This is a genomic window from Streptomyces sp. NPDC058307, from assembly GCF_042880295.1.
In the GTDB taxonomy this organism is placed as follows: Bacteria; Actinomycetota; Actinomycetes; order Streptomycetales; family Streptomycetaceae; genus Streptomyces.
The window spans coordinates 85,346-99,614 of the sequence record NZ_JBHVYZ010000031.1; the positions used below are offsets into that span (position 1 = coordinate 85,346).

Annotated in this window: 14 protein-coding genes; 3 read left to right on the forward strand and 11 right to left on the reverse strand. The window is 70.8% G+C overall.

Annotated elements, in window-relative coordinates:
* The 9 genes from ACFVYN_RS22735 to ACFVYN_RS22775 all read right to left on the reverse strand — a co-directional run.
* A partial coding sequence (locus ACFVYN_RS22735; RefSeq protein WP_390001280.1) for a VOC family protein occupies positions 1–349 on the reverse strand: 349 nt, incomplete at its 3' end.
* 78 nt (positions 350–427) lie between these two features.
* Complete coding sequence (locus ACFVYN_RS22740; protein ID WP_390001281.1) at positions 428–961, reverse strand: dihydrofolate reductase family protein; 534 nt, start codon at positions 959–961, stop codon at positions 428–430.
* A gap of 130 nt (positions 962–1,091) precedes the next feature.
* Positions 1,092–1,628 carry an SRPBCC family protein gene (locus ACFVYN_RS22745; protein WP_390001283.1) on the reverse strand — a complete coding sequence of 179 codons (537 nt, stop codon included), beginning with the start codon at positions 1,626–1,628 and terminating at the stop codon, positions 1,092–1,094.
* Positions 1,612–1,974 (reverse strand): ArsR/SmtB family transcription factor, encoded by a 363-nt coding sequence (locus ACFVYN_RS22750; RefSeq protein ID WP_390001285.1) that lies wholly within the window; start codon positions 1,972–1,974, stop codon positions 1,612–1,614. The genes ACFVYN_RS22745 and ACFVYN_RS22750 overlap by 17 nt, the downstream gene beginning before the upstream one ends.
* Before the next feature lie 15 nt (positions 1,975–1,989).
* The gene (locus ACFVYN_RS22755; RefSeq protein WP_390001287.1) at positions 1,990–2,529 is read right to left on the reverse strand and encodes an NUDIX hydrolase; all 540 of its coding nucleotides are present in this window, start codon (positions 2,527–2,529) and stop codon (positions 1,990–1,992) included.
* Positions 2,530–2,770: 241 nt separating this feature from the next.
* Entirely contained in the window at positions 2,771–6,088 is a 3,318-nt protein-coding gene (locus ACFVYN_RS22760) for a S8 family serine peptidase (RefSeq protein WP_390001288.1), read from the reverse strand.
* Between the two features lie 159 nt (positions 6,089–6,247).
* Positions 6,248–7,327: an ABC transporter permease subunit gene (locus tag ACFVYN_RS22765; protein WP_390001290.1), complete on the reverse strand. Its 1,080-nt coding sequence runs from the start codon at positions 7,325–7,327 to the stop codon at positions 6,248–6,250.
* On the reverse strand, positions 7,324–8,256 hold the full coding sequence (locus ACFVYN_RS22770; RefSeq protein WP_390001305.1) for an ABC transporter ATP-binding protein: 933 nt from the start codon (positions 8,254–8,256) through the stop codon (positions 7,324–7,326). Before ACFVYN_RS22770 ends, ACFVYN_RS22765 begins: the two co-directional genes overlap by 4 nt.
* Positions 8,257–8,260: 4 nt before the next feature.
* Positions 8,261–8,728, reverse strand: coding sequence for a GntR family transcriptional regulator (locus tag ACFVYN_RS22775; protein ID WP_390001291.1), 468 nt, complete (start codon positions 8,726–8,728; stop codon positions 8,261–8,263).
* Between the two features lie 253 nt (positions 8,729–8,981).
* Between ACFVYN_RS22775 and ACFVYN_RS22780 the strand changes: the two genes are divergently transcribed.
* From ACFVYN_RS22780 to ACFVYN_RS22790, 3 genes are all read left to right on the forward strand, one after another.
* Complete coding sequence (locus ACFVYN_RS22780; RefSeq protein ID WP_390001293.1) at positions 8,982–9,584, forward strand: helix-turn-helix domain-containing protein; 603 nt, start codon at positions 8,982–8,984, stop codon at positions 9,582–9,584.
* A gap of 101 nt (positions 9,585–9,685) precedes the next feature.
* On the forward strand, positions 9,686–10,381 hold the full coding sequence (locus ACFVYN_RS22785; protein WP_390001295.1) for a hypothetical protein: 696 nt from the start codon (positions 9,686–9,688) through the stop codon (positions 10,379–10,381).
* A gap of 187 nt (positions 10,382–10,568) precedes the next feature.
* The gene (locus ACFVYN_RS22790) at positions 10,569–10,907 is read left to right on the forward strand and encodes a DUF2516 family protein (protein WP_390001297.1); all 339 of its coding nucleotides are present in this window, start codon (positions 10,569–10,571) and stop codon (positions 10,905–10,907) included.
* A gap of 208 nt (positions 10,908–11,115) precedes the next feature.
* Here ACFVYN_RS22790 and ACFVYN_RS22795 read toward each other — a convergent pair whose 3' ends face one another.
* Both ACFVYN_RS22795 and ACFVYN_RS22800 read right to left on the reverse strand, forming a co-directional pair.
* Positions 11,116–12,414 (reverse strand): PP2C family protein-serine/threonine phosphatase, encoded by a 1,299-nt coding sequence (locus ACFVYN_RS22795; RefSeq protein WP_390001299.1) that lies wholly within the window; start codon positions 12,412–12,414, stop codon positions 11,116–11,118.
* A 277-nt stretch (positions 12,415–12,691) separates the two neighbouring features.
* A complete protein-coding gene (locus tag ACFVYN_RS22800; RefSeq protein ID WP_390001301.1) occupies positions 12,692–13,765 on the reverse strand; it encodes a C40 family peptidase in 1,074 nt (357 codons plus the stop codon).
* Positions 13,766–14,269: the final 504 nt, after the last annotated feature.

Genomic DNA, 14,269 nt, shown 5'->3' on the forward strand with positions numbered 1-14,269 from the left:
CGTTGCCCTCCGGGTCGGCGAGGACCGTCCACGGCACCTCGCCCTGTCCCACGTCGGCGGGCGTCGCGCCGAGAGCCTTCAGGCGCGCGACCAACTCCGTCCGATGGTCGGCGGAGGTGGTGGCGAGATCGAGGTGCACGCGGTTCTTCGCCGCCGTCTTGGGTTCCGGGACGGGAACGACGTCGATACCGAGGGCGACCGGGTCCGGCCACACGAGGCCGCCCGCGGGGCCGACGTAGGTGGTCACGCCGGGACTGTAGGCACTCCACCCGAGCGCCTGCGCCCAGGACCGGCCGACCGCCCACCCGTCAACGGCCTTGATGTTCACCTGGACAGGTCGCAGCGCCATGCCGGCGATCCTATGCAGTCGCCTCGCGGTCGGTGAGATGAGCCGGCCGTCGTCGTCCGCGCGCTGTGGGAAGGCCGGCTACCGCTTCCCGGCGGTGTAGGTCAGGTGGGTCACCCGGGACGACGTGTCCGTGCGGGTCTGGTCCAGTGCGAGGCGGTCGGGGTCCACGTGGTCGAACAGGCGGATGCCGGTGCCGAACAGCACCGGCGCGAGCGTGATCGAGAACTCGTCGACCAGACCGCCGTCCAGGTACTGCTGGATCATCTCCGCGCCGCCCGCGATACGCACGTCACGGTCGCCGGCGGCCTCGCGGGCCCGGCGCAGCGCGCTGTCGATGCCGTCGCCGACGAAGTGGAAGGTGGTGCCGCCCGGCCGCTCCCACGGCTCACGCCCGGTGTGGGTGACGACGAACACCGGGGTGTGGAACGGTGCCTCCTCCGGCCAGGCCGGCTCGCCGAGGTCGAACATCCGCCTGCCCATGACGCTCGCGCCGGTGCGGTCGTACGTCGCCCGGGCGATGTCGTTGTCGATGCCCTCCTCGCCGCCCTCGCCGAGCCCAGGTTCTCCCGGAACCACCGCTGCGGGAACGCCCAGGCCTGCAGTTGCGACCACTTGGCATTCCAGCGCCTGACCGCTGGGTCGTCCTGCTTCCCGGGCGAGAAGGCGTCCTCGGGCGGCACGGGCTCGGGTGCCATGAATCCGTCGAGCGACATCGTCACGCTGAAGAACACCTTCCCGGCCATCAGCTGCCCCCTCCCTTCGGGGTGGTCTCGTCTCCGACGGTGTCGTCCCGGGTGAGTTCGGCGACGTAGGCCGCCAGGTTGCCCAGCGTCTGCTCGCCGCCCTCGACCGCGTGGTACTTCTCCACTGCCTCGTCGCGGAGTTCCTGGCTGGGGAACACCGTGCGCATCACGATCCGGGTCCCGTCCCCGGCCGGTTCGAAGGTCAGGACCGACTCGAAGGTGTTCGGGTCGTCGCGGGACTCTCCGTGCAGCAGCGCGATCCGCACCGACGGGACGATCTCCCGCCAGGTGATCCACTCCTGGTAGTCGGTCCCGTCCGGCCCGTGCATCACGAAGTCCCAGGCCCCGCCGACACGGAACTCGAAGGACCGCGTCGTGGTGGTGAAGCCCTCCGGTCCCCACCACCGCGACAGGTGCCGCACCCGCGTGAACGCCTCGAACACCAGCTCCCGCGGGGCGCCGATCACCCGGGAGATCACGATCTCGCGGTCCGCGGTCGTGTGCGCGGCCTCGCCGCCGCTACTCGTCGTCGCCATCGTGTGGTCCCTCCTGCCGTGTCTGCTTCAGCTCCTGCACGTACTCGTCCAGCCGGTCGAAGCTCTCGCTCCAGAACCGCTCGAAGCCGCCCAGCCACTCGTGGACCGGCCGAAGCCCGTGGGCGTCCAGGCCGTACACCCGCTGCTTGCCCGCCTCGCGGACCCGCACCAGCCCGACCTCCCGGAGGACCCGCAGATGCTTGGACGCCTGCGGCTGGGTCATCCCCAGGTCCCGCGCGAGATCGTTCACCGGCCGCTCGCCGTCCCGCAGCAGCACCAGGATCTGCCGCCGCTGCGGTTCGGCTATCGCGTTGAACGCGTCCGAGGTCGTCGCCGCTCGTGCCATGGCATCATCATATGCCTATATGGGAATGTGTGGAGTCCCTCCCGCGTGCTGCGCGCTCCGGAACGCGAGATACCGGCCGAAGGCTTCGTGGCTGTCGGGGGTGAAGCGCCACTCCAGCAGGGCCGACCGCAGCTCCGGCTCGGTCAGCCGGCCGTGCCAGGCGACCTCGTCGGGATCGGCGGCCAGGGTGTCCGGCACCACGGCTTCGTGCACGCCGAGCCAGTGAGGGCTCAGACCGCTGCGGTTGAGGAACGTGAACAGCAGGCGTGGCACCACGCGAATGCTCAGCTCCTCGGCCAGCTCCCGCGCGGCGGCCTGTTCATAGGACTCGCCGGTATTCACGGCGCCACCGACCACGACTTCGTAGAGCCCGGGGAAGCGCGCGAGCTGCTCCGACCGCCGGTGCACGAGGATCCGCCCGCGCTCATCACGACACACCGTCACGGCGACCCGGTGCAGCCACCCCTCCCGGATGGCCTGTCGGCGGCTGACCGCCACCCCCAGCACACGGTCCTGATCGTCGACACGCTCCACCAGTTCGTCCACGACGGACACCCTGGCAGGGCCCACCGACAACGCCTGTCCTGTCTCAGGCAAGTCCGGGTAACGCGAGTCGGTGACCTGCGGTGCCCGGAGATCAGTGAGACGGTTCCTCCCCGCCTCCCCGCCTCCCCGCCTCCCCGCCTCCCCTCCGGCCCCTCTCACGTTCCGACGGTCGGCGGGTCCCGTTCACGGCAAGAGCGCCCGAGCCGCCGAAGCCGACCCGGGCGCCCAACCAACACACGTGTACAGGGGCCTACTCGACGGTCCGATAAGCCCGGTGGACCGTCTGCTTCAGGGTGTTGCCGGCCGCGTCCGTGAGCGTCACGCGCAGAGAGACCGTGCCCGCCTTCGCCGGGTGACGCAGGTCGAGGCGCTTGCCGTCGACCGCCTTCGCCGGGTGCCAGGTCCGGCCGTCGTCGTACGAGACGGAGAAGGCCAGCTTGCGGGCGGTGCGCGCGGTGGCCGCGCCCTCGACCGTGAACGGGACGGAGAAACGCGTACCCGCCTTGGCCGTGCTCTCCGTGGACAGCCGGGGCGTGAAGCGGACCACCGACAGCGGCAGCCGCTGCCCGGCGCCGGTGACGTGCGCGGAGGCGAAGGTCCACTCGGCGGTGACCCGGGTGCTGACCGAGGACAGCGTGGTGGGGCGGGAGACGTCCGTGGTGAGACGGAACGAGCGCTTGGCAGCGGGGAGTTCGTACGAGACGCCGGTCAGCGGCGTGTCCACGGCGAAGACCCGCGTGCCGCCCGCGTACAGGGTGCTCCTGGCCCTGCTGTACGGGGAGTCGCCGATATGGCCGGCGCCGTCGGAGAAGAGGGGGAGGTAGGCGAGGAAGGTGTCGCCCTCGCGGACCGCACCGGGGCGGTCCGCGCCGTCCGTCAGCGGGCCGGTGAGGTGCGGGCCGAAGACGCCGGTGTTGAAGCGCTCGGTGTACTGCCTGCCCGCGCTGTACGAGCGGGGATTCGCGCTCCACTGGCGGGCCTCCCACACCGGTTCGCCGTCCGCGTCCTTGCCTCCGATCTGCGCGACGGAGTACCGCCACCGCACGCCCGGCAGGACGTACTCGGTGAAAGCGCCCGGCAGCGAGCGCGTGTCGGGGTTTACGCCGCCCGACTGGCCGACCGGAGTCAGCGGCGCGGCGACGAACGTCGCCGTCTTGCCGCTAGCGGGCGCACCGGCGGCGAACGTGACCTTGGCGAACTGCCCGCGCTTCAGGTTCGCGGTGAAGCCCGACAGGTCGCCGGTACGGTTCCAGGCCGGCCGGTAGTGCGTACTGCCGTGCGTCCAGGTGCCGTTGTACTGCGCGAACGCCTCGCCCGCCGGAAGCCGGGCCCCGAACTGACCGACGCGCAGCCTGCCGAAGTCGTCGATGGTGTACGTGGCGAAGTACCGGTCCCCGCCGATGTCGAACCCATAGTTGAGGGTGGCGTCGGTGTGCTTGGCCCTGCTGTCCGGCACGGTGATCCGGACCGGCTTGGCCTTGCGGGCGTCCATGACGAGGGTGGTGTCACGGGTGAGCGAGAACTTCGGGTTGAGGAGGAGGGCCAGCTCGTTGGAGTCGGCGTCGGGGGTCGCGCCCGTGTCGATCCGGCCTTCGAGGCTGTAACGCCCCTTGGGCAGCCGTACGGTGAACTCGCCGTCCGTGTCGTCGGAGTAGGCCTGCCCGATCTCGTTGTCCAGACCCTGCACCCCGGTCTCCGAACGCCTGGCGGGCTTGCCCTGCAGGTCGAGATGCTTGACCGTCAGGTCGTACGACTCGACCTCGCGGTGTACGCCGATGCCGGTCCGTACGGTCGTACCCGCTCCGTCCGTCGCGGTGAGCGCGCCGCCGAAGGAGCCGTCGGCCGTGCCCGCGCCGCTGTCGGCGGTGACCTGGGCGGTCGCGGTGGCGCCCGCCGGAACCGTGAGCTGCTTCGGCGAGACCTCGAACATGCCCTCGGCGGCGGGCTTTCCGTCCTCGCCGTACGCCTCGGTGCTCAGGTCGAGGGTGAGGGGGCGGTCGCCGTCGTTGCGGTAGGTGACCGTCTTCGTGGCCGGCTGGTCGTCGGTGTGCGGCCACTGCTGGGCGGGGAAGCCGAGGGTGGCCGGGGTGGCGGTGAGCTGCTGGTCGAGGGCTCGCGTGAGGTCCGTACGGCCCGTGCCCTGCGCGAACGCCGAGACACCGGCGGTCGGCTTGGCGGATGCGGTGAGCGCGGCCTTGATGCGCTCACCGGTCCAGTCGGGGTGGCGCTGGGCGAGGATCGCGGCGGCGCCCGCGACATGCGGGGTCGCCATCGACGTACCGCTCATCGAGACGTAGCCGTCGGCGGCCGGGTCGCCCTCCGTGCCCTCGGCGGCCTTCGCGGCGACGATGTCGACGCCGGGGGCGGTGAGGTCGGGCTTGAGGGAACCGTCCGCCGTCGGGCCGCGGCTGGAGAAATCGGCCATCGCGTCGGTGCGGTCCACCGCGCCCACGGTGAGCGCGGCGGCGGCGCTGCCCGGCGAACCGACGGTGCCGGCGGCGGGGCCCTCGTTGCCGGCGGCGATCACGAAGAGGGCGCCGGAGGAGGCGGACAGCTCATCCACCGCCTGTTCGAGGGGGTCGTCACCGGGGCTGTCGGGGCCGCCCAGGCTGAGGTTGACCACCTTGGCGCCCTGCGCGACGGCCCACTGCGCACCGGCGATGACGCCGGACTCCTCGCCGTAGCCGTCGTCGTCGAGCACCTTGCCGCTGATCAGCCGGGCGCCCGGCGCGACCCCCTTGTACTTCCCCCCGGAGTGCGCGCCGGACCCCGCGACCGTGGACGCCACATGCGTGCCGTGACCCACCCGGTCGACGGTGTCCGCCGCCTCGGAGAAGTTCTTCGCCGCGTCGATACGGCCCTTCAGATCCGGGTGCGTGCCGTCGACCCCGGTGTCCAGCACGGCGACCTTGACGCCCGTGCCGTCGTACCCGGCCGCCCAGGCCTCGGGGGCGCCGATCTGGGCGGTGCTCCGGTCGAGGGCCGCCCCGACCTTCCCGTCGAGCCAGATCTTCTCGACCCGGTCGGCGGCGGCCGACCTCTCCCGCGCCGTCCCCCCGCTGCCGGTGAGCGTCTCCCACAGGTCGGCGCCCTCGGACTTACGGGCCTTCAGCGCGTCCCCGTTGACGCTGGGCAGGTCCCGGCTGACCCGGGCTCCGGCGGCGGACAGCGTGCTCGGCGCGAGGGTGCGGCCCTTGGCGTACGTCACGATCAGCGGGAGGTCGGGGCGGGCCGCGTCGTCGTAGCCCCACGTGACCAGCTGCGTCACGTCGAACAGCCGCCGGTCGGCGGTGCCGTTCGCGAGGAGCCGCTCGGCGTCACGCGGGACGACGTAGGTGCGGTCGGCGCTCCGCGCTATGCGGAAGGCGGTGCCTTCCCGACCCTTGCCGGGCCGCACACCGGTGACCTGTCCGGTGGCGTCCAGCGTGACCCGGTCACCGGTGACGAGGGTGACTGTCCTGGCCTTGCCGAGGGTGCCGGCCGTACCTGCCGTACCGCCGGCGGACTGTGCGGCCCCGGATTCCGGGGCACCGAGCAGGGCCGAGGCAAGGGCGGCGGCGACGAGCACGGCGAGAGCGGAAGCCTCACTCGCTCGCCTCTTACGGTGATTCAAGGCATGCCTTTCTCTCCGGACCTTCGGGCATGGCAGAGCAGCCCGGCGGACGGGACAAAGAAACAGAGGGGGAAAAGAGGCGCCCCTTCGCAAAGGGGCGCGGGGCGTAGGGACTCAGACGAGCCGCTTACGGCCCCAGAAGAAGAGGAACGCCACGACACCGGCGGTCAGGGCGAACAGAATCGACGCCCCGAACCACTGCATGGCGTTCATCTGCGACATCGGGAGGTAGTCCACCGACCAGCCCACGACATCGGCCTTGTCCAGGCACACCTGCCGTGCCGCGTCGGTGTGCGCCCCCGAACAGCTGCCCCAGTTCACCAGATCCCCGCTGCCGGTGACATACGACTGATCGGTTATGTAGGCGCTGCGGGGGAGCGAGGGGAACGAGTTCTCGGCCACGACACCCTTGTTCGTCGTGACCGTGACGACGTTGCCGAGCGACAGCAGGAAGTGGTCCCAGACAAGCTGGAGGACGACGGTGAAACCGAAGGTGACCACCATGGCCGTCAGCGTGCGTCGCAGCACCGCACCGATCGCCACCCCGCCGAAGACGGAGAAGAGGGTGAGGGCGACAGGTACCGGGCCCGTCGTGTTGAACGCGGCGTCCGAGGTCCAGCCCAGGACCGTGTTCTCGGGCTTGACGGGGTTCCACCACCAGCCGAACACCGCCGACAACACGCCCGTGCTCACCAGGATCACCAGTCCGGCCAGCGCCAGCTTCGTGGCGAGCCAGCGGGTCCGGCTCATGGACTGGGCGGCGACCAGCTTGGCGGTGCCGTTCTCCAGGTCGCCCGCGATGAGCGGGGCGCCGAGGAAGACACCGAGCAGGATGGGTATCGCCTGGAGACCCGTGGAGGCGAAGGAGATCGCGTGGTTGTACTGCTGGAACCTGCCGCCCGCCTCCTCGAGGCTCTTGCCGGGATAGCCGTAGCCGTCGAGGAAGTCGACCAGCTGGCCGCGCTGGTAGACGATCCAGGCCACGGAGAGCGCGGTGGCGGCGAGGATCGTCCAGAACGCGGCCCGGTGCTGGCGCCAGACCAGCCAGGTCATACCGCTGAGCCGGGGGCGCCGGTTGGCCTCCGTGGGGGTCGCGTTCAAGGTCCCGTCGGTGGTCCCGTTCATGGTCCCGTTCTTGCCGTCGCTCGTGGAGCCGGTCGAGGTGCTGGTCGAGCCGCGGGTGAAGGTGCTCATGCCGCCACCGCCCCGATGCCGAACCCCGGGCCGTGGACCTGGGCGGTGGGGGTGATCAGCGGTGGTGCGTCGGGTGAGCGGAGATAGGCGAGCAGGAGTTCCTCCATGTTCGGGACGTTTGTGTCCCACGGGCCGGTGACCGGGCCCTCGGGGCGGATGAGCGCGGTGAACTGCCGTCCGCTGGTCCGGGACTCGACAAGGGTGTGGCGCCCGAGGGCGGGAGGCATGCCGTCGCCCTCCTTGACGCCCGTGACCAGGGTGTGGACGGACATCAGCTCGTCCACGTCACCGGCGAGGCGCACTCCGCCGTCGGAGACGACGACGAGGTAGTCGCACACGTTCTCCAGTTCGGCGAGGACGTGGGTGGACATCAGCACGGTGGTTCCGCGCTCGGCGGCCTCGGCGAGGAGGGTGCCCATGATCTCGTGGCGCACGACCGGGTCGAGGTCCGACATCGGCTCGTCGAGCATCAGCAGGTCGGGGCGCTTTCCGAAGGCGAGGGCGATGGCGACGCGGGTGCGCTGGCCTCCGGAGAGGGTGCTGACCTTCGCGTCGAAGGGCACGTTGCCCGCGCGGATGATGTCCTCGGCGGCGCGCTGGTCCCAGCCGGGGTTCAGCTCCCGGCCCAGACGCAGGGTCTCCGCCACGGTGAAGCGGCGGAACAGGGGCTTCTCCTGGGCGAGGAACGCTGTGCGCCGACCGGACTCCACCGAGCCCGGAGCCTCACCGAACAGGCTGATCGAGCCGTTCGTCGGCTGCAGGACATGGGCCGCGATGCTCAACAGCGTGGTCTTGCCCGCCCCGTTGGGTCCCACCAGGCCGCAGATCCGTCCCGCCGGGAGTCGGAAGGAGCAGTCCCGCAACGCCCAGCCCCGCCGGTAGCGCATCCCCAGCCCGTACGCCTCGATCGCCGGTTCCCCCGCGTACATACCTTCACTCACCTGTGCTCCTGGTTGTCGTGGCCCTCGTGGACCCCGTTGTCGTGGACCCCGTTGCCGCCAGGTTTCCGGCGGCGTACTGCTTCTCCATCGCCGACGCGACCAGCGCGGCCACGTCCTCCTGCTCCAGACCGGCCCCGGCCGCCTTCGACATCCACGCCACCAGCTCCCCGTACAGCGGCGAGTCGGTGCCCGTCTCGGGGCGGCCCAGCGTGCGGCGTACGAAGGTGCCCTGGCCCGGTCGCGGTTCGACCAGGCCCTCGCGCTCCAGCTCGCGGTACGCCTTGAGGGTGGTGTTCGGGTTGACCGTGCTGGTCTCGGCGACCTCCTTGGCGGTGGGCAGCCGGTCACCCGGCACGAGTACGCCCAGCCGGAGGGCCTGCTTGGTCTGCTGCACGATCTGCTGGAAGGCGGGGACCCCGCTCCGCCTGTCGATGCGGTACTCCACGATCACCACCATCATTCCACTACTTGATTAGTGGAATGATGGTGGAGGGGTGCGAGGGTGGTTGTCAAGGCCGACCGGGGGCGAGGGGAAGCGAGACACGTTTCGCACCCGAGAACCAGGGTCTTGCGGTGGGGAGGGAGCGTTCCTGGGGCAGACGTCGATGGAACTCCGCCTTGTGCAGCCTCATCTGCTTCCGTGGAGAGTGGCGTGGCGCACTATTGCAAGCGCCTGCTTGCAATAGTTAGCGACGGTGGTGCAGAGTGGGGGCATGGCATCGCTCAACGTCGGCAATCTCGGTGAGTATCTGCGTGAACAGCGGCGCACTGCGCAGCTGTCGCTCAGGCAGCTCGCCGATGCCGCCGGGGTGTCCAATCCGTATCTGAGCCAGATCGAGCGCGGGCTGCGCAAGCCGAGCGCGGAGGTGTTGCAGCAGGTCGCCAAGGCCCTGCGGATCTCCGCCGAGACGCTGTATGTGAGGGCCGGCATCCTCGACGCCGAGCGCGACCGGGACGACGTGGAGACACGTGCGGTCATCTTCGCCGATCCCACACTCAACGAGCGGCAGAAGCAGGTGCTGCTCCAGATCTACGAGTCCTTCCGCAAGGAGAACGGCTTCGAGATCGCCCCGCCGGACGCGGCCCCCGCGCCGGGCGACGGGCAGAGCGGCCGGCCGGGCGACAGTACGGCGGACACCCAGGAGGGTCTTGGGGGCGGCCTTGGGGACATAGCCGTCCCGGCCGACGGCGACCCGGACGGTGACACTGCCGTACGGGAGACGCGCCGGCCGCGTGCCACCCGCAAGCCCCGCACCACCCGCACGCCCCCCAAGACCGACGGCAGCGACGCCGACCCGCAGCAGACGGCCAGTTGAGCCCGAAACGGCTCGACACAGTTCGACACGCCCGACGCACGCCGACAGGCATCGCGGGACCCAAAACCCTCATCAGAAAGCGACCCGGGAGGACCATCACCATGGCCATCACCGACGACATCCGCAAGGCCGTCAAGGACCCGACCCCGCTCTACTTCCTCGCCGGCGCCGGTGACCTGGCCCTCCAGGAGGCCAAGAAGGTGCCCGGGCTCGTGGAGCAGCTGCGCGCCGAGGCGCCGGCCCGGATCGAGGCCGTGCGCGGCACCGACCCCAAGGCGGTCCAGGAGAAGGCCCAGGCCCGTGCCAAGGAGGCCGGCGCCAAGGTCAAGGAGACGCAGGAGACCCTGCAGAGCAAGGTCGGCGAGTTCATCAGCAGCCTCGACGGTGACCTCAAGAAGCTCGGCAGCACGCTCGACGCGGACCTGAAGAAGCTCGGCGAGTCCGCCCAGGACCTCGCCCTGCGCGGCGTCGGCGTCGCCGCCGAGTACGCCGTCAAGGCCCGCGAGACCTACGAGAAGGTCGCCGAGCACGGCGAGCAGGCCGTCAAGACCTGGCGTGGCGAGGCCGCCGAGGAGATCGAGGAACTGGCCATCGCCGTCGAGCCGAACGCCGGGCCGGGCGAGGTCAAGAACAACGCGACCGCGACTCCGGCCGCGAAGCCGGCCACGCCTGCCACGGTCGCCGCGGCGGCCCCGGCTTCGGCTCCGGCGAAGAAGGCGACCACGACCACCACCGCGAAGAAGACCACGCCGGCGCGCAAGACCACGACGGCGAAGAAGACCCCGCCCGCCAAGTAAGGCACCGCGGGACACTTCAGGACTCAGGACTCAGGACTCAGGACTCAGGAGCCAGGAGTCAGGGCCGGGCACTTACCGAGTGCCCGGCCCGTTCTGCGGGTAGCGGCCTTGCGGGGACGGGTAGCGGGTACGGTGACCGCGTAATCGTTGGAATGACGCGTCGAGTCAGGTGGTGGACGTTGTGCTGATGCAGGGGTTCGCAGGCTTCATGTGGCTGCTGAGCATGGCCCTGATCGTTTTCAGCGGCTTCGCACTGTTCGACGCGGCCATCCGCCGTGAGGACGCCTACCGCGCGGCCGACAAGAAGACCAAGCCCTTCTGGCTGATCCTCCTGGGGCTCGCCTTCGTGGTGAACCTGATCTTCGACGTCCTGTCGTTCCTGCCGATCATCTTCCTCGTCGCGACGATCGTCTACATGGTCGACGTACGCCCGGCGATCCGCGCCCTCCCGGGCGGCGGTCGCAGCGGCCGGGGCAGGGGTTCGAGCAGCGACGGCCCTTACGGCCCGTACAACGGAGGCCGCTAGCCCCTGCGGGGGCGGGGGCGTCTTGTGGGCCGCCGCTCAGCGTGGCCTGACTTCACGCGTCAGGCCGGCAGGCCGGCGCGACCGCGGTGGCGGCACCACGAGCCCCGGGCGGGTTACGACAGGACCAACTCGCCGTGGATCGCCACGGACCCGGTGGACCCGGTAGCCCGTCACCAACCGCGGCGGTGAGCCCCCGCTGAGCCGGGCCTCACGGCTCCCGGTCGAGCAGCAGTACCGCCACGTCGTCCGCCAGTTCGCCGCCGTTGAGTGAGCGCACCTCGTTCACCGCGGCCCCGAGCAGCGCCTCGCCCCGAAGGCCCTCGGAGAGCTGGCGACGGATCATGGACACCATCCCGTCCTGGCCCAGCCGCTCCCCGCCCTCCCCGACACGCCCCTCGATCAGCCCGTCGGTGTAGAGCATCAGGCTCCACTCGGCACCCAGCTCCACCTGCATCCGGGGCCAGCGGGCCCCCGGCAGCAGTCCCAGCGCGGGGCCATTGTTGTCGTACGGCAGCAACTGTGCGGGGCGCCCCGGCCGGGCCACCAGCGGTGACGGATGCCCGGCGAGACACAGCCCCGCCCGCCGTCCGTCCGGCGCGATGTCCACCGTGCACAGCGTCGCGAAGATCTCGTCGTCGGAGCGCTCGTGCTCCAGCACCTCCTGCAGCGTGCCGAGCAGCTCGTCCCCGCACAGCCCCGCCAGGGTGAGCGCCCGCCAGGCGATCCGCAGCTCCACGCCGAGCGCCGCCTCGTCGGGGCCGTGCCCGCAGACGTCACCGATCATCGCGTGCACGGTCCCGTCGGGAGTCCGTACGACGTCGTAGAAGTCACCGCCGAGCAGCGCACGCGACCGCCCCGGCCGGTACCGCGCGGCGAACCGCAGCGACGACCCCTCCAGCAGCGGTGTGGGCAGCAGCCCGCGCTCCAGGCGCCGGTTCTCCTGCGCCCGCATCCGTCCCTCGGCGAGCCTGCGCTCCGCCGTGTCGGAACGCTTCCGCTCCACCGCGTACCGGATCGCCCGGCTCAGCAGCCGTCCGTCCAGCTCGTCCCGGAAGAGATAGTCCTGGGCGCCCACCCGCACCGCTTCCGCACCGCGCTCGGCGTCGCCGGACGCGGTGAGCGCGAGGACGGCGTGCCGGGGTGCGAGTCGCAGGACATGGCGGAGTACGGCGAGCTCGTCGTCGTCGGTCAGGCGGCCGGGCGCGGGCAGCGCGAGGTCGAGCAGGATGCAGTGCACGTCGTCAGTGAGCAGCCGCTCCGCCTCGGTGAGGTTGCGGGCGGTGCGGACGCGGATCGGCTTGCCGGTCCAGTCCAGGAGTTCGGGGACGACCGTGGACCCGCCGGGATCGTCCTCGATCACCAGCAGGGTCAGTTGGGTGACGGCGTTGTTGTCGACCGTGGCTTCCTTGCGCGGGGCTTCCTTGGAGGGGGCGTCCTTCGGTGCAGCCGGCGCCTGACCACTTTCCACGGCCGGGATCGCTCGCTGCCGCGGTATGGGTACGGGCATGGTCTCGGATTCCTTCCCTCCCCCCGAGGGCATGGTGCAGCGAGGGGTCTCGATCCACCGACGGGGACCATAGCGGGTGCCGGGCCGGGAAAGGAATGGCGTGAGACACGCCGCTTGGCCGGTGGCCACTGTCATATGCCGCGTTATCCACCGCAGTTGGACAAGTGGCGGGTGTTGCCAGGATGACGAACGTCACGTTCGCGGCAGGTTTGCGGAGCCGCCAGGCGTGCCCCGCATCACATGACCCAGGTCTCAGTCGGTCGCCCCGCGACGATGCTCAGGCGTCCGGCCGCACCACTCCGAGTATCGGCATCGAACCCGCCCCGGCGATCGTCACCGTGCGCCCGGGCCGCGGCGCGTGCACGATCGCGCCGTCGCCGAGGTACATCGCCACGTGGCTGGCGTCGTCGAAGTAGATGATCAGGTCGCCGGGCCGCATGTCCTCGACGTCGACGTGCTTGAGCTGTTTCCACTGCTCCTGCGAGGTGCGGGGAATGGGCTTGCCGGCGCTCGCCCAGGCCTGTGAGGTGAGTCCGGAGCAGTCGTAGGAGTCCGGGCCCTCGGCGCCCCATTCGTACGGTTTTCCGATCTGGTTCGTCGCGTAGGCGACGGCGGTCTTCCCGGCCTCGCTCGCCTTGCCGCTGACGTCCTTGAGGACGCCGGAGTCGAGCCAGGCGGTCTGCGCCCGATGGGCCGCCTGTTCCTCCAGCTCGGCCAGGCGCTCCTTCTCCTTCGCCTCCAGCCGGGACTCGAGCTTCTCGGCCGCCGCGATCTGCTCCCTGACTTTCTTCTTGGCGGTCGCCTTCGCCTTGCGGTTCGCCTCCAGCTTGGTCCACTGGGCGGAGGCGTCGTCGGCGTACTGCTTCAAGTCCTGCTGGGTGCGGGTCAGTTCCACGATGAGCGCCTTGGTGGCGCGCTGGCCCTGGAGGACGCGGCCGGTGCTGTCCAGGAACTCCTGCGGATCGTCGCTCAGCATCAGCTGGGCCTCGTCCGACAGGCCGTACGTGCGGTACTGGGCGGCGGCCGCGGCGCCCGCGCGGGCCTTCAGCTTCGCCAGCTTCTCCTGACCCTTGACGATCTTCTGAGCCAGCGCGACGATCTGCGCCGACTGCTGCTCGGCCTTCTCCTCGGCGGCGTTGTAGGCGTCGGTGGCGACGGCCGCGTCGTGGTAGAGCGTGTCGAGCTGTTGGCGTACGGCTTCGATGTCCTTGTTGGTCACGGCCGTCGGTGAGGCGGTGGGGGAGGGTGTCGGACTCGGGGCGGCGAAGGCGGTGCCCGGCGCCGCCAGCACGGCCACCGCGCCGATCACGGTCACGGCCGTAGCGATCAGACCGCGCTTGCCCGTCCCCATACCCTTGCCCCCAGAGCTGATTTACCGTCAGTAACTTACGGTGCTCGGGGGATCGTGCCACGTCATGGCCCAAAGCGACAGAGGTATGCCTTCCCGGCGCATCCCTCCGGGCCCCCCGCCTCCGACCTGGCGCTTCCCGGTGCATCCCCCTCTCCCCACCACCCGAAGACGATCTCCCCGACTTTGTGACGAACGACTCACGGAGATCGTTCCCTGCGGGTGGGGCACTTCGGGAGGGGGTGCCAGGCGGGCGGGCCGCAGTTCGCCGGGGTTCAGGCGAGCCCTAACCGGGTGTGGAGCCACTGCGGTTCAGGCGTGCGGCACCCCGCAGGACGCCCCGGAGTTCAGGCGTGCGGCACCTCGTGCGTCACGCGGAGTTCAGGCGTGCGGCACCCCGCAGGACGCCCCGGAGTACAAGCGTGCGGCACCCCGCAAGACGTCCCGGAGTTCACACGGGTTCGCCAACTCCGCCCACCAAGCCCCACCTCACCCGTCCCGTCCCGT

Bases quoted from the DNA above. Each gene is read 5' to 3' on its own strand.
- ACFVYN_RS22745 (WP_390001283.1), bottom strand. From the start codon at position 1,628: ATGGCGACGACGAGTAGCGGCGGCGAGGCCGCGCACACGACCGCGGAC.
- ACFVYN_RS22750 (WP_390001285.1), bottom strand. From the start codon at position 1,974: ATGGCACGAGCGGCGACGACCTCGGACGCGTTCAACGCGATAGCCGAA.
- ACFVYN_RS22765 (WP_390001290.1), bottom strand. From the start codon at position 7,327: ATGAGCACCTTCACCCGCGGCTCGACCAGCACCTCGACCGGCTCCACG.
- ACFVYN_RS22770 (WP_390001305.1), bottom strand. From the start codon at position 8,256: ATGTACGCGGGGGAACCGGCGATCGAGGCGTACGGGCTGGGGATGCGC.
- ACFVYN_RS22775 (WP_390001291.1), bottom strand. From the start codon at position 8,728: ATGATGGTGGTGATCGTGGAGTACCGCATCGACAGGCGGAGCGGGGTC.
- ACFVYN_RS22780 (WP_390001293.1), top strand. From the start codon at position 8,982: ATGGCATCGCTCAACGTCGGCAATCTCGGTGAGTATCTGCGTGAACAG.
- ACFVYN_RS22785 (WP_390001295.1), top strand. From the start codon at position 9,686: ATGGCCATCACCGACGACATCCGCAAGGCCGTCAAGGACCCGACCCCG.
- ACFVYN_RS22790 (WP_390001297.1), top strand. From the start codon at position 10,569: ATGCAGGGGTTCGCAGGCTTCATGTGGCTGCTGAGCATGGCCCTGATC.
- ACFVYN_RS22795 (WP_390001299.1), bottom strand. From the start codon at position 12,414: ATGCCCGTACCCATACCGCGGCAGCGAGCGATCCCGGCCGTGGAAAGT.
- ACFVYN_RS22800 (WP_390001301.1), bottom strand. From the start codon at position 13,765: ATGGGGACGGGCAAGCGCGGTCTGATCGCTACGGCCGTGACCGTGATC.